Annotated in this window: 19 protein-coding genes; 15 read left to right on the forward strand and 4 right to left on the reverse strand. The window is 57.1% G+C overall.

All coding sequences use genetic code 11. The annotated features are described in order from the left end of the window. The first annotated feature begins 193 nt into the window (after positions 1-193). Complete coding sequence (proA, locus tag AC2FNR_RS19840) at positions 194-6037, forward strand: anti-phage protein ProA (RefSeq protein ID WP_496850964.1); 5844 nt, start codon at positions 194-196, stop codon at positions 6035-6037. A gap of 165 nt (positions 6038-6202) precedes the next feature. On the opposite strand, the gene AC2FNR_RS19845 is transcribed toward proA, so the two are convergent. Continuing rightward, positions 6203-6568: a hypothetical protein gene (locus tag AC2FNR_RS19845; RefSeq protein ID WP_496850966.1), complete on the reverse strand. Its 366-nt coding sequence runs from the start codon at positions 6566-6568 to the stop codon at positions 6203-6205. Positions 6569-6784: 216 nt separating this feature from the next. Between AC2FNR_RS19845 and AC2FNR_RS19850 the strand changes: the two genes are divergently transcribed. The 4 genes from AC2FNR_RS19850 (at position 6785) to AC2FNR_RS19865 (ending at position 9204) form a co-directional block, all read left to right on the forward strand. Further along, positions 6785-7036 (forward strand): helix-turn-helix domain-containing protein, encoded by a 252-nt coding sequence (locus AC2FNR_RS19850; RefSeq protein ID WP_496850967.1) that lies wholly within the window; start codon positions 6785-6787, stop codon positions 7034-7036. 36 nt (positions 7037-7072) lie between these two features. Then, on the forward strand, positions 7073-7801 hold the full coding sequence (locus AC2FNR_RS19855) for a 3'-5' exonuclease (protein WP_496850969.1): 729 nt from the start codon (positions 7073-7075) through the stop codon (positions 7799-7801). Positions 7802-8152: 351 nt separating this feature from the next. Next, a complete protein-coding gene (locus AC2FNR_RS19860; protein ID WP_496850971.1) occupies positions 8153-8653 on the forward strand; it encodes a hypothetical protein in 501 nt (166 codons plus the stop codon). Between the two features lie 101 nt (positions 8654-8754). Next, positions 8755-9204, forward strand: a complete 450-nt coding sequence (locus AC2FNR_RS19865; protein ID WP_496850973.1) for a hypothetical protein — start codon at positions 8755-8757, stop codon at positions 9202-9204. On the opposite strand, the gene AC2FNR_RS19870 is transcribed toward AC2FNR_RS19865, so the two are convergent. After that, positions 9143-9958, reverse strand: a complete 816-nt coding sequence (locus tag AC2FNR_RS19870; protein WP_496850975.1) for a hypothetical protein — start codon at positions 9956-9958, stop codon at positions 9143-9145. The two genes, AC2FNR_RS19865 and AC2FNR_RS19870, sit on opposite strands and share 62 nt — an antisense overlap. A 370-nt stretch (positions 9959-10328) precedes the next feature. Between AC2FNR_RS19870 and AC2FNR_RS19875 the strand changes: the two genes are divergently transcribed. Continuing rightward, the gene (locus AC2FNR_RS19875) at positions 10329-10976 is read left to right on the forward strand and encodes a hypothetical protein (RefSeq protein ID WP_496850977.1); all 648 of its coding nucleotides are present in this window, start codon (positions 10329-10331) and stop codon (positions 10974-10976) included. Between the two features lie 486 nt (positions 10977-11462). On the opposite strand, the gene AC2FNR_RS19880 is transcribed toward AC2FNR_RS19875, so the two are convergent. Beyond that, positions 11463-12041, reverse strand: a complete 579-nt coding sequence (locus AC2FNR_RS19880; protein WP_496850979.1) for a hypothetical protein — start codon at positions 12039-12041, stop codon at positions 11463-11465. A 155-nt stretch (positions 12042-12196) separates the two neighbouring features. On the opposite strand from AC2FNR_RS19880, the gene AC2FNR_RS19885 reads away from it, so the two are divergent. From AC2FNR_RS19885 to AC2FNR_RS19905, 5 genes are all read left to right on the forward strand, one after another. Next, entirely contained in the window at positions 12197-12613 is a 417-nt protein-coding gene (locus AC2FNR_RS19885) for a hypothetical protein (RefSeq protein ID WP_496850980.1), read from the forward strand. Between the two features lie 357 nt (positions 12614-12970). Beyond that, on the forward strand, positions 12971-15358 hold the full coding sequence (locus AC2FNR_RS19890; RefSeq protein ID WP_496850982.1) for a zinc-dependent metalloprotease: 2388 nt from the start codon (positions 12971-12973) through the stop codon (positions 15356-15358). 130 nt (positions 15359-15488) lie between these two features. Further along, positions 15489-15779 (forward strand): hypothetical protein, encoded by a 291-nt coding sequence (locus AC2FNR_RS19895; RefSeq protein WP_496850984.1) that lies wholly within the window; start codon positions 15489-15491, stop codon positions 15777-15779. Further along, complete coding sequence (locus AC2FNR_RS19900) at positions 15779-16009, forward strand: hypothetical protein (RefSeq protein WP_496850986.1); 231 nt, start codon at positions 15779-15781, stop codon at positions 16007-16009. Before AC2FNR_RS19895 ends, AC2FNR_RS19900 begins: the two co-directional genes overlap by 1 nt. Positions 16010-16036: 27 nt before the next feature. After that, positions 16037-17122, forward strand: coding sequence for a hypothetical protein (locus AC2FNR_RS19905; protein ID WP_496850988.1), 1086 nt, complete (start codon positions 16037-16039; stop codon positions 17120-17122). Between the two features lie 277 nt (positions 17123-17399). On the opposite strand, the gene AC2FNR_RS19910 is transcribed toward AC2FNR_RS19905, so the two are convergent. Further along, positions 17400-19625, reverse strand: a complete 2226-nt coding sequence (locus AC2FNR_RS19910; protein ID WP_496850990.1) for a hypothetical protein — start codon at positions 19623-19625, stop codon at positions 17400-17402. 266 nt (positions 19626-19891) lie between these two features. On the opposite strand from AC2FNR_RS19910, the gene AC2FNR_RS19915 reads away from it, so the two are divergent. The 4 genes from AC2FNR_RS19915 to AC2FNR_RS19930 all read left to right on the forward strand — a co-directional run bounded on the left by AC2FNR_RS19915 (position 19892) and on the right by AC2FNR_RS19930 (position 22282). Beyond that, positions 19892-20119 carry a helix-turn-helix domain-containing protein gene (locus AC2FNR_RS19915; protein ID WP_050605659.1) on the forward strand — a complete coding sequence of 76 codons (228 nt, stop codon included), beginning with the start codon at positions 19892-19894 and terminating at the stop codon, positions 20117-20119. Between the two features lie 668 nt (positions 20120-20787). After that, positions 20788-21015: an AbrB/MazE/SpoVT family DNA-binding domain-containing protein gene (locus AC2FNR_RS19920; protein WP_496850992.1), complete on the forward strand. Its 228-nt coding sequence runs from the start codon at positions 20788-20790 to the stop codon at positions 21013-21015. Beyond that, positions 21005-21406 (forward strand): PIN domain-containing protein, encoded by a 402-nt coding sequence (locus AC2FNR_RS19925; RefSeq protein ID WP_496851474.1) that lies wholly within the window; start codon positions 21005-21007, stop codon positions 21404-21406. The genes AC2FNR_RS19920 and AC2FNR_RS19925 overlap by 11 nt, the downstream gene beginning before the upstream one ends. Positions 21407-22048: 642 nt before the next feature. Further along, positions 22049-22282, forward strand: a complete 234-nt coding sequence (locus tag AC2FNR_RS19930; protein ID WP_496850994.1) for a helix-turn-helix domain-containing protein — start codon at positions 22049-22051, stop codon at positions 22280-22282. Positions 22283-22518: the final 236 nt, after the last annotated feature.

Genomic DNA, 22518 nt, shown 5'->3' on the forward strand with positions numbered 1-22518 from the left:
CAGCTGTCAACGCGTCGGGTTCTGGATGGATTGGCAGAGTTGTCATCTGTCAACTCTGCACCTCGTCGAACACTTGCAATTGCGCGAATACAGGTGTTTTTTGCTAGTTTCCATCTGATACATCTGTTTAAGGTTGTATTTCAGGATTGATAACGCGTTACCCCGCAAAACGAATTTAAGTGATACCGATTAAATGCAGAAATCTGAAACTGGCTTTGCCCCTGGTGAGACTGATTTACCGCCTGTCGAGGCCGAAAAAGACATAGATCTTGGTTTTTCCATGCAGGCTGCGGGTCGGGTCAATTTCGCCTCGGCCCAGAATGACATTCCGGTTCTCAGGGCTTTGTCGCTGACCAACAAGGGGCGTCTTGTGGTTGAGGCAATCGAGGTCACGCTTGAGGCCCATCCACCGGTGATCAGGCCCAAGACCTGGGTGATCGACCGGATCGCGCCGGACGAGGATCTTGCACTGTACGATCTGGCCACACCGCTCGACATACAGCATCTGGCCGGGCTCAACGAAACAGAAATCGGATCTCTGACCCTGACAGCGACCAACGCCGAAGGGCAACTGGCCCGTGAAACCCTGCCTCTGGAGTTGCTAGCCCGCGATCAATGGGGCGGCCTGGGTGACATGGACCGGCTACTGGCGGCCTTTGTATCTCCGAATGATCCCGTGGTGGCTGCGATCCTCAAAGAGGCATCTTTGTTGCTGGAACTCGGCGGGCATGATGGCTCGCTTGAAGGGTATCAATCCGGTGATCCGCAGCGCGCGTGGATGATCGCTGGCGCAATCTGGTCGGCCGTGACCGGTATGGGGCTGACCTATGCCAACCCGCCTGCGTCGTTCGAAGTTGAGGGGCAGAAAATCCGTGCTCCCGAACGTATTCGCAACGAGGGGTTGGCGACGTGCCTGGACACCTCTTTGCTGTTGGCCGCAGCGTGGGAACAGGCCGGGTTGCATCCGGTTGTCCTGTTCAGTCACGGCCACGCCTGGGCCGGGGTATGGCTCACCAAACGGGACTTTGGGCATGTGACCGAGCCTGACGTGATCACCGTGCGCAAGGCGGCGCAGGCGAAAGAATTCATTCCGGTCGAAACCACGCTGCTGACACAACGCCCGACTGCCGGATTTGAACAGGCTGTTGAGGCCGGGCGGTCCCGTCTGTCCGAGGATCGTGAGCAGGAATTCCTGATGGCCGTTGACATCACCCGGGCACGCTCGGCCCGGATCCGTCCGTTGGCCAGCCACGCGGCAACTGAAGCAAGTGTTGCCGAGCATATTGAGGCTGCTCCAGCGAAACTACCGGACCCGATCGATTTTGGCCTGTTACCTTCCGAAGTGATTGAACAGGTGCCCGACACGCCCAAAGGGCGGATCGAGCGTTGGCAGGCCAAGCTGTTGGACCTATCGCTACGCAACCGCTTGCTGAACTTCAAGCCAAGCAAGCAGACAGTGCCCTGCTTGGTGCCCGATGTTGGCGCTCTGGAGGACGCTTTGGCCGCGGACCAAGCATTCCGCGCCTATCCACTGATGGAGGATGATCCCATTGGCGAGCGTCAGCTGTCGCGGCAGGAACGGGACGAGATCATCGCCAGCGCAACGAAAGATGCGTTCGATCGCGGTCAGATCACGATGCCGCTGGATCGCAAGGATGCTGATAACCGCATGCTGGCCCTGTTTCGCAAAGCCAAAAGCGATCTTCAGGAAGGTGGGACAAATACTCTGTTTCTGGCAGCAGGATTCCTGCGCTGGCAGCGAGAGGGCGAAAAACGAAGCTATCGCGCGCCGTTGCTGCTGATCCCGATCAAGCTGGAACGCAAATCGGCGCGGTCGGACTTTAGAATCCTGCACCACGAAGACGAGGTCCGGTTCAACTCGACCCTGCTGGAATTTCTCAAGCGTGATTTCGACCTGACCTTGCCCGAGCTTGAGGACGAATTGCCCCGTGACGACAGCGGCATCGACCTGCCGCGTATCTTTGAATGGATGCGCCAGCGGGTGCGCGACGTGCCTGGGTTCGAGGTTGTGGAAGAGATCGCGATCTCGACCTTTTCATTCTCGAAATATCTGATGTGGAAAGATCTGGTCGAGCGCACCGATCAGTTGCGCAATAATCGGCTGGTGGCGCATCTGGTCGACAACCCGGACAAGACCTTTGAGATCGGGGCAGGGGACGCGATCCCGGCCGAACAGATGGATCACCGACTGGCACCCAAGGATCTGGTTACGCCTCTGCCCGCTGACAGCTCGCAATTGTCAGCCGTTGTTGCAGCGGCTGAGGGGCGGGATTTCGTATTGATCGGCCCGCCGGGCACCGGCAAAAGCCAGACCATCGCCAATATCATCTGCCAGTGCCTTGCCCATGGCAAAACGGTGCTGTTTGTCGCAGAGAAAGCTGCAGCCTTGGATGTTGTGCAACGCAGGCTTGAGGCGCACGGATTGGGCGACGCGGTGCTTGAGCTGCATTCCAACAAGACCGACCGCAAGCGGGTTCTGACGCAGCTTGGCCGGGGATGGGACAGGGCCTCGGCCACCAATGAACAGGACTGGCTGGACATCACCGAGAAACTGCGGATCAAGCGCGACCAGCTCAACACCTATGTGCAGGCGGTTCATGCCAAGGGCGCGCAGGGGTTTTCGGTCTTTGACGCGATTGCATGGACGGCGGGAGCGCCAAAAGGGTTGAAACTGTCCTTTGCGGATAAAGATGCCCATGATCAGCACAGCTTTGACCGGTTGCTTGAGATCACTGAGGAACTTGGCCGTACCTATACAGCTGTAGGTGGTGGCACACCGCTGCCATTGGTCGGTGAGGCCGAATGGTCACATGCCTGGGAAGACCAGATCATTGACCAGGCCAAAACCCTGAGGGCGTGCATCGACCGCGCCATGCGATCATCTTCGGATCTTGCTGGGCAGTTGGAATTGAGCCCGGACCGGACGCTGATGCCGGAACGACGCGCTTTGCTGACCGGTCTGTCGCGCCGTATTGATCCCGACGCGGACGATCTGCGCATGGTGCCGCGCCTGTCAGAGCGTGATCTGCACGCCGAAGTGGATCAATTCGAGACCGCGCTTGTTGCGTTCATGGATGCGCAAGACCAGTGCAGTGCGTCCTATACCGAAGACAATATGAAACGCCTTCCGCTGGATCAGCTGGATGCGGAATGGCGCGCGGGTGAGGCGGGGTTCTGGCCATTTTCCGCCCTGAAAAAGCGCAAGACCCGCAAGCTGCTGCAAACCTATGCCAGCTCGGGACAGGTTGAACCGGGCAGGGATCTGCCAGCGTTGGAAGAAGGTCGCAAACAGCTGGCAGTGCTGCAGGATAGCCCGGTAGCTGATGCCGCCGGTGCAGACCGGTCGCTGCACAGATTGAAGGGGCGTGTGGCTCAGGCGATTTCCTTGCGCGCCACTCTGGCTGGTGTGCAATCCGAGATCACAGACACCGTGGCATTTGGTGCCATTGTCGCTGCGCTGGAGGAAGGGCCCACGGGCGCGTTGCGACAGGCGATGGAAAGCTGGCAGGCGGCGGACAACGCATTGAATGCGGCGATCACCGAGTTCGCGAGGCTTGGCGGCTCAGTGGATACAGACCTGCCCTTGCGCGATCTGATGGAGGGCGTGGACCAGACGCTGGCGCAACGCGGGCGGCTTGCCGACTGGACCCGTTGGGTTGCCATTCGGAACAAAGCCAAAGCCGCCGGGCTGACGCCTCTGGTCGATGCGATGGAGGCGGATCAGTTGAAAGGTGACCCGGTCCCCGAATGCCGCCGCGCATATGCCCGATGGTGGTTGCCTCTGGCAATGGATGCTTCGGACCCGCTGCGCCAGTTCGCTCATTGGGAACACGAGGATATTGTTGCGGCCTTTCGTAAGCTGGATGACGAGGTTGCCGAACATGCCCCACGGGAAGTCATGCGGCGCATTCATCACCGTCTGCCTGCACGGGACGGGGTGCCCAGAAAATCGGAACTGGGCGTGTTGCGGCATCAGTTGGGGCTGAAACGCCCGTCGATGGCGATCCGGCCTCTGCTGGAAAATCTGGGCGACGTTCTGCCCAAACTGGCCCCTTGCGTGCTGATGTCGCCGCTGTCGATCGCGCAGTATCTTCCGGCAGGGCAGGCAACGTTCGACGTGGTGATTTTTGACGAAGCCTCGCAGATTACCACGTGGGACGCCATTGGTGCCATTGCGCGGGCGAAACAGTCGATCATTGTAGGTGATCCCAAGCAGTTGCCGCCGACGAACTTCTTTGGCCGCAGCGACGAAGCCGAGGATGACGGCGAAGGGATGATTGGCGACATGCCGTCGATTCTGGATGAGGTGGCGACCGCGGGTATCCCGACGCGCAGGTTGGATTGGCACTACCGCAGCCGGGATGAGGCGCTGATCGCGTTCTCGAACCATTTCTACTACGACGGAGGCCTTGTCACCTTTCCTGCACCTAGCACGGGCAGTGACGCTGTGAAATTCCACAAGATCGACGGCACATATGCTCGCGGGGCAGGGCGCACCAATGCGGATGAGGCCAAGGCGATTGTCGCGCTGATCCGACAGCGCCTGACTGCCTGGCTGGACCTCCCCGAGGAGGACCGGCCGACGCTGGGCGTGATCACTTTCAACGCACAGCAACAGGGGTTGATCCTTGATCTGCTGGACAAGGTGCGGCGTGATGCACCCGAGCTTGAGTGGTTCTTTGCAGAAGAGCGTGAAGAACCGGTGATCGTGAAAAATCTTGAGAATATTCAAGGGGATGAGCGTGACGTGATGCTGTTTTCGATCACTTTTGCGCCCGACCTTACAGGAAAACTGTCAATGAATTTTGGTGCGCTGAATGCGGATGGCGGCGAAAAGCGTCTGAACGTTGCAGTCACGCGGGCCCGGTGCGAGTTGCATGTGTTCGCCTCGCTGACCCATGATCAAATCGATCTGTCGCGCACCCGGGCGACCGGGGTGCGTGATCTGAAAACCTTTCTGGACTATGCCGAACGCGGCTCGGTTGCGCTGGCCGCGCGCGAGGAAGGATCGCTTGGACCGGCCGAAAACCCGTTCGAAGAAGCCATTGCCAAGGCGTTCCGCGCTAAAGGCTGGGAGGTACGGACCCAGATCGGTGTCTCGGGCTTCCGCATAGATCTTGGAATTGTGAACCCGGATCGGGCAGGGGCCTATCTGGCCGGGATTGAATGTGATGGGGCCACCTATCACAGCTCTGCCACAGCGCGTGATCGAGACAAGGTGCGTCAGGCCGTGCTGGAAGGGTTGGGTTGGACGATCCTGCGCATCTGGTCGACCGACTGGTTCCGCGACCCGGCGGCGGTGGTTGACCGATTGCATGAAAGATTGGACGCACTGCTGGAAGAAGACCGCGCGGCGCGGCAGGTAGCGGAATTTGAAGCAGCGGAAGAAGATCTGCCAGAGGTGCGGGCCTTGCCCGCGCCCGAGCCGCCTCAGGCCGACAGCGTGCCGCAGGAACCCGCGCCGGAAGAGGTTGATGGGCCTCAGACTTTCGCCTCGAGGGTTCAAGCGCCCGAGTTGCACAAAGATGACGGGCCAAAGGCCGACCCGGACCGTTTTTTTGATCTTGGGTATATGGGGATTCTGCGGCAGATCGTTCACGAGGTTTTGGTTGATCAAGCCCCGATGCCGCTGCGCAATCTGGGTCGCGAGGTCGCAAACCGCCACGGGTGGCAGCGCACCGGGCGCCGGATCATGGACAGGGTGGAACACGCGCTTGGCGCGGCTGAACTGCATGATGAGTTCGGCACTCCGTTTGTCTGGCTGGCAGGCACCTATCAGGATCGAATTCCGTATCGCGGGCTGGAAAACCGCGCCATCCGCGATGTGTCCCGCACCGAGGTGGCGGCGGTTCTGGATGAGATCGGAGCGGACCTGAAAGCCTCAGAGGATCCGGCGGGGGATTTGGCCCGCCACCTTGGCCTGTCGCGGGTTAGCGGGTCAGCGCGTCAACGGATTGAGGAGATCATTCGGTGGTACGAGGACCAGACGGGCAGTGAAGATTCTGCACACAGCTGACGTTCATCTGAATTCACCGCAGATATCTCTGGCGCGGCGCGATCCGGAATTGCGTGAACGTATACGCGAACCTTGATATAGGTTGTTCGAGTGATCTGCCCGTATGGATGGCGAGGCGTCCCGGTTGGATAGCGGGGTCGCCTCGACTATTCAGCACCACTATTACTAGTACACTGCGCAGATTAACTGGTCGCCTGCAAAGAAGAAGGGCAACTCACGGGAACCGGTCGCGATCTCGCAGACAATCGCGGCGCCGGCCAGAAAGGCACTACGCTGGTCGGGGAAGGGCATTCGCTCAGGCGTACCGACACAGTTTGGCAGGCCCGGAGGGACATGCCGAAACGTCACGTTTGCCACCCAACCGTCAGAGCGCTCGTCGATGTGGAGTTCAAGAAGGTTGTCGCGTGTAGCGTAAGGTAGATCGCTAGCTTCGGGTGGAGGGAATGCCAGACGACCTTTGGCTTGGAGGGCCTGAAGTATGAGCTCCATCAGGCTGAAATCGTCTCCGGGGTTTTCTGTGTATGCGATCATATCTAAGCCTTTGTTTTTTGTGTTTGAGTGAGGGAATGTCTCCCGGCGTGAGAATGACGTGGGAACAAATTGAAAGCGTCAAAACGGGTTTGTTGAACTTTTTTTGAAAAAGTTCGATCAGCCGATTTTTGACTGTCTCTTCTGGAGCGAGCCTGTCCCTGAGATATTGCTGTAAGTCATTGACTTTGGTACATTCATCCAGTGGGAGGCCCACAAATGAACCCTGATGAATTGATTGAGAAACTTACGGAACACCGTCCCGATCTGACGGATCACCTCGACCGGAATGCACCCAAGAGAAACCTGGCGCTTGCATTGCACGCAGCGCGCAAGACAGCCGGGATGACACGAGAGCAGGTGGCAGAGCGCTCTGGTTTGTCGCTGGCTGACATTGATGGCCTGGAGGCACCATCAGGGCGCTTTCCGGGAAGGTCGACCGTGACGCGCTTTATGGCCGTGTGCCGATAGTGGTGATCATGTTCAAAGGTTACAGGGTTGTACCCCATGTCTGATTTGGACGCCGACAAATTCATGGAAAAGATGGCGAAACCAGGGACGGAAGAGGAGGTTTTCTTTGCAAGACGCCGGGCACTTGGCCTTGGTGTTGGGGTTGACGCAGACGGAAAGCCTGCCCGTTCGAAAAGCCTCATCTTCATTGACTTCGAGGCCTCGTCCCTGAGCCCGGAGAGCTGGCCGATCGAAGTGGGTATCGCCCAACTCAAAGATCGGTGCGTGATAGTCGAGAGCAAACTGGTTCGACCACACGAAACCTGGCCTCTCGACGATTGGTCGGACAAAAGCGCTGCTGTGCACAACATACCCTTCTCCGAATTGGAGACTGCGATGCCTGCCGATGAGGTTGCGCACTGGCTGATTGAGCGTGTTGGAGACAACATTCTTGTCAGTGATTGTCCGGAGTTCGATCAGCGTTGGCTCGACCGGCTGTTAAGCACTGTCAACGAGCCCGTGAGACTGGAGATTCAGGACTTCGACCGGATCGCGTGGATTGCGTATTCGCGGGAAGAGGGCGTTCTCGCGCCTGGTCAAATTGGTCGGGTGTATAAGACCAAGACCAATCGAGGCACGACCCATCGCGCCGGTGCGGATGCAGCCGACTTAGCGTATGCCTTCCGATCCGGGCTGCCCAAGACGGTGTCACCGGATTTTCTGGCCCCGATGTCCGAAGAGGACTTGCACCTCTGGGAAGGTGGCGATGAGGAAAACAGGGTATGAGACGCGGTTCGTAGCTTACCATCGCTTGTCGCGTGGACAGGGTTTAATGTTCGATTTCAAGGCTTGCGCACTGCGCGTGGGGTGATGGTCGTTCGAATGAAAGAGTTGCTGGAACATCGAAAGCACGGAGAAACTGAAACGACCCCGAGTATCTGAGCAACGCCGATTTCTCGCCAACTTTCAAAGGTGCAACTGCGTCGCTGACCTGTGCTTTCTGCACGATCTCAAACAGGTGATATTTATCCCTCGTCGCTCTCATTTGGTCCGGGTGTCTGGGTTGGCACCCGGACCAAATGAGCCGATCGAGGTTCAATGAAATCTGGTTGCCTTCAACAAAAGAAGGAAGCCATCATGCCCAACACTCCCGCCTGCGAACGTTTCTCCACTGGTGATCTTGTCGCGTTCGACTTTCCCTTCAGCGATGGCGGCGCAAAGACCCGCGTCTGTCTGATCGTCGCTGAAGATCCCGATCTGAACGAGGTTGTTGTTGCATATGGGACAACGAACCTGCGTCTCAATCAAGACCGCAGGAACGCGGTGATCCTGAATAATCCATCGGATTGGTCAGCGGCGGGCCTGCACCGGGCAACCCGGTTCCAGGTGGATCGCCGCATCCGCGTCTCGATGGATGATTTGCGGTTCAAACAGAACCGATCCCTCGGAACGGCTAAAGTCGGCCGGTTGTTATCAGGCCGGATTCAGCAGCTGATGACATGTTACAGCCGTTTGAAACCCGTTTCTTGCGCTCAGGAGCGACTGGGTATCCATCCGAAACCACAGGTGCACAAAGGTCGCCGATCGTTTCTACGTCGCCGGCCCGTACGACACGATGCGGGTTCTGCCGCCGCCTGATTTTAGGCTTCTCGGAACGCGGTGGGCATCAAAAGAGCCAACTCAAGCCCGTCCCCGGGGCGTTCCGGCTAACGCCTGCACACACTCAACAGGAACAAGAAATGAAGAGAAGCAAAGAGACTCAAACAGATGGGTGCGCGCCCAATAATCGTGCGGATGCTGGCGGAGATGAAAGCTACAGGAAAGGAGTAGAAGATCTGATCGAGCGCGACCGCCAAATGACCGAGGCGCGTGCAGAAAAACTTCGGATTCTGCACGATATAGTCAAAGACACGTTCGATGCCGTGGTCCTGTTCGAGCAGCACTATAGTGGACGGCTCGATACGATTTGCTCATTCTCGGTGTTTCACGAGGACCTGGACGCCCGAGCCACCGTGAAGGCCTTCGTAAAGGACGCGCTGTCACGAATTGGCGTTGCGATTATTTGGGAGGGCAGGGATGTCATTGACATTCCGCTCCGCAAGGATCGGGCGACGGCGCATGAGAAGGTCAGGATGTGGGAAATCCTGAAACCATGTGCGCGCCGATTGAATCCTGGAGACAGCTGGTAACCTGCCGGTTCTTCGACACAGCATTGCGGTTTCGGACAAGGTCATAACAATCCCAGATGTCCTCCGCGGTTGGACGCGGGCGGTCAGGTAGATGGTTTTTGCAGTGGCTCTCGGACACCCGGCTGTACTGCTGCTCGGATGTCGCCCAATTCGGAACATCAAAGGAGCCGCCCGGAGCAACCGTCTCGGGGTCGTATTCGGAAACCTCATCCAACGTCCCGGTCATTAACACGGTGACCGCGTAAGGTAAGTTGGGCGTTAGTTCGGGTTCCGATGTCATGGTTTTGCCGTTGATGTTCATTACGGTCAGGGTCTCTGACGTCAGGTAGGCTTGTCCCGTCAAGAGCTGGTGGTGGTAGAGCTGAGACATTCTCTGAACGGCGTCGCCCGTGCCGCACGACAACGCGCCTTGCATACAGTTTTCGAAGTCCTTCAGCATTGATCGAAAACTAATTGGCAGGTCGTCTGCCTCGATCCGCAGAAAGCGCGCGCCAGTCCAGACAACCACGGCGTCAAAAACGAAGCGGCTCAGCTCAAATGGTGCATCCGTAAACACGTAGGAGACGGCCCGGATGGATGTGTTGGTGTCTGGCCAGTCGGCAAAGAGCTGCATCAGCATGGTGCGCCATTGCAATTGTTGTGTCCGAGCAGATGATGATCTCGGGAGGCCGTCCCACGAAAAGCAAAGCATGGCGTGCCCGTTTTGCGCCTGGTTGATGAGGTTGGTCAGTTCGGTGTCTTTGGACAGGGTCATAGGGGTCTCTTGTGTTGATGCGTAAAACGAGCCTCCAAATCCAGGCAAAGCGGATCGGGCAAGGCTGCTGTGGAAGCAACGTGGGAACATGTTCGCAAATTGTGAAATCGTGATTGCGAGAAATCTGATGAAAAGGGCAGGGGAGACGGATCCGGGAAGATTGGCAGCGCCGGCTTCCACCCGTTTCACGATCTTCGATGTGTCACATCTGTATTCTTTGGAACAGTGTTGAGTGCTTGCCTCACGCTGCGACGCGCCGCAGCCTGGAGAGGTGGGTCGGGGTTCAGACGGCAGATTTCTTGGAGCACAAAATCTTTTTCAGAAAAACCCACCAAACCGGCTTTGCAAAATCCGATACCGACCGAACCTTATGATCGCACTGGGCGATCAAGGTGATCGGGCGGGTGCGGAAACCGGGCGGCGTCCCAAAAAACAACAAAAGGGCAACCTGATGAGCGAGCACTATATAAGCAAAGCGATCCTGCTGGACGAAGCGGAACTGGCCGCGAGGTTCGCATTTGAGCCGGAAGATTTCGAAGAGTTTGTAGATATGGCGAAATACGGGGTTCGTGGCGAGCTCGGAGACAGTGAATATCCAAGGTTGGAAGTCCTTGGCGTTTGCTCCGAGCGTTTCGACCGGGCGGATATCCAGAACCCGGACTATCGCACGGAATGGGTGGAGACAGGTAAGAGCTGGAACAAGACATTGTCCTGCCTCTTCCGAAAACTGGGTGGCATCAATGAAGATCTGAGTGCGCGCTTTCTCAGGTCGGAAGACACAGGTGTGTTGGTTTCCAGCATTATTGAAGACCTCAAGCGAGATGTTGAGCAGCAAGACTTTTTCAACGCGAGGCGGCGTATTTCTTCTCTGGAAAACCTGAAGGACGCCGGATTGCCGTGTTTTCGAAGCGCTGGGGACCTGACATTGGGCGGGGACGACGACGCCCACGATTGCCGTGGCCGCAATCGTGGGCCTGGAAAGAGGGTGATTGTTGAGATTGCCTATGTGTGGGGATAGCCGCGAGCGCGGCGGCCCCAAGGGAACGGCTTAATAAGGCTATCGTGATCCCTCCGTGGGCAGGGGTGGCGTGCAAAACCTAAGTTGAAGCTTGGATGCCGCTAAGCTCTGCAGCCACCCGCCGTTGACGACTCATTCGGTCTGATGGCACGCTGGTGCAGCCTGAGTAGGGCGACCGGGTCGGTTGTCCGGGTGGCGAGAGGTCGTCGTCGCGTGCGTGGTTAGGTGAGTGGGCTACGCGCGGTGACCCCGGCTGGTGGAGGTGGATCTGCTCGAAACCACCTCCACTTTGCAACCGGCAGGGGTCACGCGGCTTGTGGCCATTTTACATCGATACCCACGTCTTTGTTTTGTCCCTTCTTTTTCTGACGGGCAGAGAACCTTACGGACTGTTTCCAACGTCTGGGCAAACACCCATCCCCGCCCAGGCGGGAGGCGGCCGGTCCTGTTGTCGCCTCCACCCCATCACCGCCGCTGCGCCGAAACCTACTCCAGCCTTTCCGGGCATGCGAACGGGACAAACGTGCTTGCCATACCTTCACTCATTGTCATCACCGTCAGCATGTTTGCCATTTCATGTTCAGCGTCGCTTCGGGGGCAGACGGCGATGTTCTCAGTGCAGCCTGAGGAAACAAATGCGATATTGTCCGCGATGAACTCTTCACCGATGCCATCGGGGTCGACACTGACATAGGCCCAATCCCAGGCACGTTGATAAAGGACGCATTTCTGCTCGGTCCATGTCAGGGCGTTCATGTCGTCGGCCAGGGCCGCACCCGAAAGGGACCCCAACAGCGACATACACGTAAATACCCGGGTGAAGATCATCGGCGGAATACCTGTATAAAAACGGTGGAAATGCCCGGGTACAAGAAAATCGGTGCGCGTGCGAGAACCAAACCCCTGTTGCGAAAATTTACCCCGATTTTGGCGATAAAGTTGCACCGCTCCGGCTGAATGTGCCGGTTTCAATAATTGCCTGATCATGACCTGCCGAGCGTTCCCATGTGGCGTTGCAGCTCTGTTGGTTGAGAGCGGCAACGCCAAAGGCAACTGCTTCTTCAATTCGAAACCTACAACCCCAACCGCGCGCGAGGAGCGGTTGCATTTGGACCTGTGGCATCCCGCCCCAGGCAATAAAGGGAGAACACTATGTTCTATTCCCCAAAGACCGAAACCGGTCCGCTCCAGTGCATCGCCAGCGCAGTGGAGGTCGGTCAATGAGCGTTTTCGAAGATCCCCTTCATAAGGCGCTTTTTACAGCGCTAAACGCTACAGACACCGCCAAGAATGCTGTGTTTGATATAACTTCGGGTTCCGATTGTCCGGAGATGCTGCACGCGGTCGCGGAACGTTTCTTCGAATCCGAAGACAACGAACTGATCGCTTTAAATGTGATAGAAGATGTCGGATTACTGATGAGGATGCTGCACGAGGCTGCCGCAGCTGAGACACAGTCGGGTTACGTAGCGGATCAGCATTGCATGTCCGGTGGTGGTTACGAGGTCACGCATCTTTCGGATCTGGGCCAGCAATTCGAAACCGCGCGGGCGTCCACAGCGGCGTTGTATTCCGCGCTTTATGAAGTGAACCTTCATTTGCGGGCCGAACGCCTGTCCGTGTCACTGCGCGCATAAACAAAAAGGGGCGGCAGGGTCGCCCCTTCCTTGATCCATCAGTGGTGTCGGTCGTCAGACGGTTTGAGCTTTACCGCGCCGCGGAGAAGGTCAGCTGTGAGCTCAAATTGACCGATGCTGCATGCCGCACTAGCGGCGGCCATGCAGACCCTGCGGGCATGGACGCAGAAGCGGTTAAGTTGGGCGGTTTCCGGAGCTTGGCCGCGGATACGGCCTATGGCGGCTTTGTGAATTCTCAAATTCATACTTCAGTGTTAGCATTTTCGAATGTCGGACACTTGCAACACTACCAGACTGGAACGTCCGATCTCTGAAAACGTGAGCTTGCTCGAAAAATCGTCGACAAGGAGGCCCATTATGCGCCTGGCATTCGCACTTTGCATTACCTTTGCAGGTCTGCTGATGCCCGCTAATGCCGGGGCGCAATCGGCGAGCTTTCAGGAGCGTATAGCCGGTGCCGAGATTCGATCTGGAGCTTTCGACCTCTACCAAAAAGACGGCGATCTGTTGCTTGCGATACCGCGCGACATGTTCGAACGCAGCCTGATCTGGTACGCCGAAGTTTCCGGATATCCTACCGACGCAGTGGCATTTGGCGGAAACGCCCTGGGGGCCCGCCTGATCCAGTTGGAACGGCGGCCCGATCGGGTCATGGTGCGGTCCCTTTCAGGGACCTCGTTCGAAAAGGTTTCGGGCGATCCCTATTACACTGGCGAACGTGACAGGCTTCGCCCCGTGAACCTCGCTGTGGAACGTGCCAACCTTGGTCCCCTCATAGTCGATTTCCCGATCCTCGCGGAAAGCGACACTGGCGCCGTACTTGTGGATTTGCAGGAGGTGTTCGAGGGCGATATCGCGGGTTACTCGGTCGCCGCCCAATTGGCATCTACGGGCCTCGCTCCCGGGCCGAACGACCCCGACCGATCCTATGTTGCTGAAGCATCAGTTTATCCCGACAACCTCTTTGTCCGCTCACAACTGACCTTCGAAGCGACCGATCAGGCCGGGCTGGCACAGCCGATTTCGTTGGAAACGGCGCATTCGATTGCCGTATTGCCAGAAACCCCGATGGAGCGTCGCCCCTATGACGACCGGGTTGGATTTTTCTTCACCGAATATCTGGTTTTTGAAAGCGCGTTCGGCGAAGTGCAATCACGCGACCGTGCCGCACTTCGCTTCCGCCTGGAACACGCCGATCCGGATGCACCACGCCCGTCGGACCCGGTTGAACCGATCGTTTTCTATCTGTCCCGCGAAATCCCTGATCGGTGGCGTCCCTACATTCGCCAAGCGGTTGAGGACTGGCAGACCGCCTTCGAGGCTGCGGGCTTCACCAATGCAATCATAGCGCGTGACGCGCCAAGCCGGGATGAAGTCCCGGACTGGTCCCCGGAAGATGTTCGCCACAGCGTGATCCGCTGGGTTGCACAGCCGGTGCAGAACGCGATGGGGCCGAATATTCACGACCCCCGGTCCGGCGAGATTCTCTCCGCCCATATTCTGGTTTGGCCGGACGTCGTGAACCTTTTCAGCCGCTACTACTATTTGCTGATGCACCGGACCGATCCCGCCGCGGCCAAACTGCCGCTGCCGGAGGAATTGCAGGGGCGCATCCTGCGGTACGTCGTGTCACATGAGGTAGGCCATACGCTCGGGTTGCGGCACAACCACCGCGCCTCGACGGCCTGGTCGACAGCACAGCTCAGGGACCCGTTATTCACTGCGGAGAACGGCAGCACGTCATCCATTATGGCCTATGGGCGGTTCAACTACGTGGCGGGCCCGGATGATGGCGTCACGCAACTCATTCCTATCATTGGCTCCTACGATCGGCACGCCATCCGATGGGGGTATTCCTCGGATGTCGACGCAGAGGAGCTTGATTCCATCGCGGCGGAAGCGGAGGAGCGCCCGGAACTCATTTGGGGAGCAGGCGAACGTGGCGAGGAGTATCTTGCCCAGTTCGATCCTCGTGTTCAGACTGAGAACATTGGGGCAGACAGGATCTCGGCAACACGCGCGGGGATCGCCGCGCTGCACGCGAGCCTTGCGGCGTTGCCCCTGGCAGTAGAGGACGCGCGCAATCCACAAGCCATGCTGGAGGAGACCTACGGAGACGCGCTCAATCGCTATGTCGGTTTCGCTGGAAGCGTCGGCAAGCTGATCGGCGGTGTTACAAAGACCTCCGGCGACGACCGACCGTTCGCCTATGTAGACCCTGAAGAGCAGAGGCGGGCCGTAGAGTTTCTTACCGGTGAAGCCATCCATGGCCTCAATGCATTCGCTGACCCGGACTTGCTCGGACGTTTTCGACCCGTCGGCGGGTTGATTTCGGTCGAAAAAGCAGCGGCGCAAATCATGGACGAAGTCCTGAACCGGAAGAGCGTCAGGATGGTCTACATGCAACGTCGACTCCTGGGTGACCCAGCTATGTCGCTACAGGAATACGTCTCGTTGGTCACCGAAACACTATTGAGCGATCTGCCGCCAAAGGAACTGGTTTCGCCAGCGCAGAACGGTGCAATAATAGCCTATATCGACATCCTGACGGACCTAACCACCGAGGATGGCAATGCCGAGGATCTTGTCGCACTGGTCGATGCCGAGTACCCCTTGGAGGTTGCCATGGTCGCAGCTGGCGGATTGAAGGGAACCTCTATCGGGGAGATAGCGAGCGCGGAACTCGACCGTGTGAACGCTATGCTGGGTAAGGGTCTTTCCGAACAAGACGCAGAGAAGCAGTAGCGGTGCTGGCTCGTCGGTCCAGCGCAAGTATTGAAGGCCCAGAAACAACCTATTCTGTTTGACGAAGTCTGATGGCGAACTAAGCTTGAGCCTAAGCTGGTTGATATGGAAATCTGAAAGGACATTTTCAATGCTAAAAACTATCGGCGCCTGTCTTATACTCGTGGTTGCAGCCAATGCTGCTCAAGCCTTTGACAGGCAGACAACCAACGCCCTCAAAACCTGTCACGACTACCTTTGGCAAGTTCCTGAGTTCGCCGATCTGCCCAATGCTGCAATTTCTGTGTTCCCCGCTTCGGAAAACGGCGACACCGTCGTCGTGAACTGGAATGTCAACTGGGACCAGCCGACAATTCAAGCCGCAGGTAACTGCACAGTCATCGGCGGCAATGTCGAAGGGTTCGAGGATTACACCAAGTGATGTCGCAAAACAGACGAGCTCTGGCACCGGCAATCGTCATCTGTCTGAGTGTGCTAGCCGCCTGCGACTCCAGCGAAGACGAAGTGCGGACGGCCGCGACTATCGGGACCTCGGCTGCGCTTGCAGCCGAAGTCGCTGAGGAAGCCAACAAAGCGACGGATTACGATGTGATCGCACAGGAAGCTGTCGCCAATGTGGATACATCCGATTTCGATGCGCTTACGAAATAATCGCGTTGTACAGGGGCCGGATGAGTTATGAAATGGTTGGCATGGGCTGGGACCTTGTCCTGTCTGACCTTTGCGGTCGTCGTTCTGGCCGTTCCACAGGTTCGGTTCCTGTTCTTCGGTCTTCCGGAGCAACGGCTGGAAGGTAGCGCAGTTTCCAAAGCCGAAACAGGATCGGCGCCTGTTGCCGAGGCGACCCGAGTTCAAGTGGAACAGGCGTTGCGAGATGCTCAGCTGAGCGAAGAGCCAGTTCTGGGCGACATTTCTATCTCCGGTCATCTCGCCCGCCTCGATGACGGTGTGGTCACATCAAAGCAACTGATGGAGTATGCCGAGGGGCTCAGGGCGCTCGCTCTTCGAACCGGTGATTTCGGCCGCCAGATTCCATCGACCTTCTGGGACGTGGATACCGAACAGTTGCGCGCAGATGGTTGGGATGCCTATCGCGTTGTCGACGCGCTTGCGTCAGAAGAGGGCGAACCATACCTTGAAGCGCTCGGCGGGGCCTACACCCGGTTTCACGCCTTCAAGCTGGCCGATATGTCAGGGGGCGGCACTGATGACACGGCGCTCGACACGGCGCTTGACCTGTTCGAGGCAGCAATCAAACTGATTGATATAGTTCCGCCGGAGCACATGCTGGAGACTTCGGAATACATTCGCGGAAGGGAGCAGGCGGCGCTCTACCTCTGGCAGCAGTTGATTGTGGGGTCCTCGCGCCGCAACCCACTCACACATATCAAGCTGTTCAACCACGGATTTACCACGCGGTTCCATGTCGGAACGATCTGGCAATACGAAACCGGGATCGCACTGGACAACTCATCGATCTGGGGCGTTTCCGGCTTTGCACCCGAGTTTGTTGGCCCGCCGGAGAACAACAACCAGGTCGAACATATGTCGATCAGCATGACGGTTCAGGGCATCCTGCGAGAGCCGCTTCTGGTCCTTGAGGCCTTTGAGGAGTTCGAGATCCTTTCCGGATCGGCCACCGCAGCCGAGGCTGCTGCCGACGACGCGTTGAATGCCGCGATCCAGCAGGCGTTCATTCCCGGTTTCGAGGACGATCTTCCGTCTGCAGTTGCTGCGCTGCGTGGGCAACTGCATGAGCGCTAATTGTTTCAATCACCAGTAATATCTGCAGCTTGCAAAAACGGTTTATGAAACCCACCTGTGACCAGCACATTTTGCAAAAAAGGTGCCCTTAGCGGTCGTCCGCTTTGAATTTTGACTAATGGCCGCACTGCGCCGTTCGCTACACGCGGAGTTATGTTGCACTTGCGAAGCCGTCACAATGAGAGAAGACCTGTAAAGCTCAGTTAACCGTCGTCTGGCTGAGTCTGGTGAGCGGCGAATTTGTCCCGCGCCGCCGACATATTCTTAAGTGATCCCTTTAAACACTCAGTTCGGATTCCGACATGCACCGGAAGTGCTTGAGTTTGCCCCAGATGCGTTCGGCAGTCTCCTTTTTTGGGTCACTTTGGGTGAGAAAAATCACAATTTCCGATCTCGCGTACCGGGCCACGCGCTTTATCTCGGCGACGACAATGCGCGCGCAGTTGTTATGGGTTGCTGTCATGGAACTACGCAACTTTGGCATTTCCCTGCCACGTTTCAGAAATGTGCGCGCCGCCTCGATACTCGAAAACACCCTCGGCGCTCCGTCGGCCAGACCCTGCGGCGACATCCGGATCGCGCCGCGCGTAAGCAAGCCATCTGTAATTGCGGCATCGAGACGGTTTGGTTCCAGCTCCTGCCAGGGCACCAGTCTGTCCACCGGGATACCCGGGATCGGGATGTTGCAGCCGATGATCACTTTCTTTGGATAGTCTGCCCGCGCCAGACGCAGCCTTTCGATCAATTGGCGCGTCGACAGCTCGCGGCTTTGCAACTGCAGTCGGCGCACGCGTTGATCCGGGTGGCACGGCACCAGAACGGCTTTCGACGAGCCATCAGTAATCTCGTAAGAAACCGGTTCTTCGGGCATGCGCGTCTGGCCCAGTGAGTCCGAGGTCAGCAGATTTAGCGGGTTCCTGGGTGTGTCTCCCCAGAGCGCGCGAGCTTGGTCTTCGAGCGCAGAAACCGGGAGTTCTTCCCGCCCGATGACGATAACGGTTGAGCAATTCTGGTAACGATTGGACCCCAGGGCCCGGCCACCGAACCAGAGCCATTGCGCGCCGTGCAGCTTGGTGTCCAGCATGAACTCCGAAATTTCCGTTTCGGACATGCCCTCGAATCCATGACCTGCCTCCTCGAAGAAGGCCCGCACAACCTTCCGCGTGGCGCCAACAAGGACGCCAGCGGTTTTGTCCAGGCGATCCATCAGAACCTCCCGCGCGATGATCCGCCGCCAGCTCTCGCGCAAGCCGGAATTCCTAAGAAGGCTTCCATTCGTCATTCTGCGATCATGCAGCTGGGTCACAAGCGCATTAGGGCGCAGCGTGACGTCATGAACTTTGCGGATGTCGCATTCAAGCGCGGACAGGATGCCGATGTCAGCATCGGCATCGAGGACCAGCATGGGTTCCTTATGCCTGAGTGGTTTTTGACGCAGCACGCGGATGAAGAAAGCGTCGTCCTCGACAATCAGCCTCAAACGCTCAGTCGTACATAGGCCCGCTGCCTTTGCATCGGCCAGCACCCCCCAAAGCGCAGCGAACCTGGAAACATACCGGTGGTTCTGTTCCGCTTTTCCAAGCAATTTTGCCTGATACGCCTCATTTTGCTCGGGAGACAGGTCGGGGCAGGGTGCTTTCCCCATCCATTCCAAGTCACGCAAGCGCAGATAGTCCTCGCTGGAGAAGGACAAAGACAACGGGGATGCATTGTCCATCAAAGCCGCAACAACCTGTTTCGCGGCGTCCAGCAAGCTGGCGTGCTGCCCGGCCATTGCAGCGGGGAAATGCGCGCGCGGATTTGTAAACGCGGCCGCTGACACATTCTGGATCGACAGGAACTGCTGCCAGAAGGTTTCATCGACGATCCGCAGATCACATTTCTCCGTGGGGTCCGGCAGGGACAGATAGCTGGTCGCAAGGAAACGGTATTTCGTCACGTTGTTGAACTGCTTGAGATAGGCACATTCCTCAAAATGTGGGCAGAGCTTTGCGGTCCCATCACTCTCCTCGCGTCGGCAGAAGCTCTGCTGTGCCGAGAGACCAAGGCGGTTGGCCCGCTCCACCAGCTCAGCTCGCGCGCACATGCGTCTCCGCCCATCCGGGTGCGGTGCCGAACGCCCCCGGATCGCCTGGGCATCCAGACCCAAAGCCCGTGCGTCTGACGCGGCTTCTTCGGCCAACGCGAGGGTTGGCAGGTGAAAGGACACATGCTGGTCGGTGCCGCCTTTTTCCTTTTCGGCCAGGAGCAGTCTTGCAAGTCGGCTCTTACCTGCGCCAGGACTGGCGCGACAGACGACGGTTGGGACCATTGTGTTGTCCCGATACGATGGAGCCAAGATCTCGTCCGCAGCTTCCAGGGCTTCCCGCAGATCCAGATCTGCATCTTCCAAAGAGGTGAAATTCGTCGCTGGGGCTGGTGCGTTACTGTCGAACGCGCCTTGCCCGGTGAAACGCCCCGTCTCGTCTCTTTGCGGGTGTCGTTTGGTATCTGTGATGGTCATCGCCAGTCTCCGTGTTGTCGTTGCTGGCGATGACCTGTGTCTGCACCGGAAATCTGGGAAATTGAGGTTTGGTTTGGAAGATTTGGGGCGGACCGGAAATAGGGTTTCTATTACCGGCGTGACCCAAAAGGTGTTGAAGCGGTGGTGGTTCGATCTGGGCTCGACTGCATCGAAATCGGGGTAATCAACGGCAAAAACTTTCCTTCGAAATTTCCGCCAGGCACCGATTGGACCCAATTCCTCCTCATAAAAACAGGAGGTAAAGGATGCAGGCTCCCAAATACTACTCGGTGAATGAAATCGCCGAAATCTTCAGGCGCGATCCCCACACGATCCGGGACTGGATCAATCATGGCTGCCCGACGCCACACGGGGTGATCAAGCTGCAAGCCGCAAAACTGGGGAAATCCTGGACCATCAAAGACGAGTGGCTCGCGATCTTCGAGCTTCGCGTCCGGCCTGACCAGGGAAGGCCGGATCTCGAACTCGAATGACCGGTCACCAACAACATGACGGAGCCAGGATCTTGACCCCTGCACAGGAATTGAAGACATATCTCGAGACCAGTGGAGAGTCCCAAAGGGCGCTTTCGCTGCGCGCAGGGCTGAACGCAAAAGCTGTCTCAGACATCCTGAGTGTGCCGGATATGCCACGCCGAACGTCTGTCGCGGTCTGCAATCGCTGCACCGGTTGCAGACACCGCCAAGAATGCTGTGTGTGATACAATGTCCGGCTCCGATTGCCCGGAGACACTGCTTGCGGTTGCGGAACGTTTCTTCCAGGCCGGTGACAGGGATCTGTTCACAGAACCTGTGATGGAAGATGTCGCTTTACTGATGGGGCTGCCGCAGCTGAGACACAGTCGGGATACGTAGCGTATGAGCATTGCATGTCCGGAGGAGGCCATGAAGTCACGCATCTTTCGGATCTGGGCCAGAAATTCGAAACCGCACGGGCGTCCACCGCGGCGCTCCATGCCGCGCTCCATGAAGTGAACCTTCATTTGCGGGCCCTACGCCTGTCCGTGTCACTGCGCGCATAGACAAAAAGGGGCGGGCGGTGTCCCAGCCATTTACCATAAATGTTGCAAACTGAGACCTTGTAACCAGGCCCAAATGATATACATTAATAGATGTGTATCATCTGATGATTGGAAGGTGCCATGCAAGTAGCAAAATGGGGAAATTCTCTTGCGGTTCGACTGCCCGCAGATTTGGTGCGGAAGTTGGGTATCAAAGAGGGTGACAGCATTGAATTACATCCTGACAAAGAGGGCCTCTCTGTGTCCCGTCACCCTCGGCCAGAAGAGGTTCTTGCGAAGTTTAGGCAATTCCGTGGGCGGCTTCCCGCCTCAAAGCGCATGAGCCGCGATGAAGCTCATGCGAGGTGACTTCTTTGACACAAACGTCATTCTGTATCTCCTCGACAGAAGTGTTAAAGCTGATACTGCCGAACAGGTTTTGAGTTCCGGTGGAAAGGTTAGTGTTCAGGTTCTGAATGAAGCCCTGGTAAATTGTATCCGAAAAGCTGGAATGTCTTGGGAGGAAGTAGGCACTTTTTTGGATGGTATTCGAGATATTTGCGACGTCGTGGAGCTCACCACGGAAATACACGACGTTGGGAGTGCCCTTGGTGAGCGCTACGGGTTTTCTGTATATGACGCAATGATCGTTTCTGCTGCACTCGTGAGCGGTTGCAGCACACTTTATTCAGAAGACATGGATGGTGGGCTTCTTGTCGAAAACACGCTTCGGATCGTGAATCCGTTCTCAAAAAGTTAAACAGACAGTAATAAGCCCACCTCGAAAAATTGTTCGAAGCAGGCTTGTTCTCATCACGTTCCAAGCATGAACTTCAGAGAATGAAACAGGAGAATGTGCAACATTTATGGTAAAGGGCTGGGCGGTGTCGCCGCTTTCTTGATCCATAAGCGCTGTCGGACGTCAGACGGTTTTGCCCTTTGGGTCACAACACCGATCCTACAGGGTCTGAGGGAACTCTCCAGTTCCCACTGTCGAATGTCACATCCCTTCGGTCCGATGTCGCGCAGCGGAAAAGGCCCGTTGTGAACCCAAAGTGAGAGCAACCATTAAGTGGTTTGGCTCTTCTCAATGCACTGCAGCGGAATCTGAAGCCCCGCCGTTATGCGCGTGATGAGTTTCTATAGACAAACAGAAACCTCCTGCCGCAATTGAATCTCTGTCACACCGGGTCGATCTGATCCGGCGTGCGCCAGTTCAGAGATGGCGTGACGACTCCCGAAAAAGGAGACCTCTGCCACCGAAACTGAAAGACCACCGGATGTCCGTATTTGACATCCCACGACTCGCGGCGTCCGGTCGTGTCAGTATTTTCTGCCAATGTTTTTTGATTAGAGCTCAGGGAGCCACCTCCTTTCCAGAACTTGGAAATGGAGACCCCGAATGATTGTATCCCCTGATGAAACCTTCTCGGCCCGCGAAGCGGCTGAGTTTCTGCGCAAGTCCGAGCGCCAGGTGCAACGCTATCTCGCTGATGGCCGGCTACAGGGCAACCGCAAGAACGGCCGGTGGCAGATCACCGCGCTGGCCCTGTGGAATTACCAGGGCATTGCCCGCGAAATGCAGGATATCTGGGTCGATTACTGCGTTCGGGTGGCAAAACATGACGCAGAATAAATTCACATTAATTCAATGGGTTAGAATTCCCGGGGATTTTGGGTGGTCTCCATTGTGTGGGAATGCAGGCCGACCTTTTTACCCCGATGTCTGCTTATGCCGCCCCGTGTCCGAAGATGACGCAGAGGGGTTGCTGATGTCTGCCCCTGCCAGTGATCCGATGAGGATCTGAAAGCCCGTTTCCCGGTGAACGGACTTTCAGATCATCCCCGTCATCCCAATCAGAAAGATAAGAA

It is taken from the genome of Ruegeria sp. SATB045, from assembly GCF_059613525.1.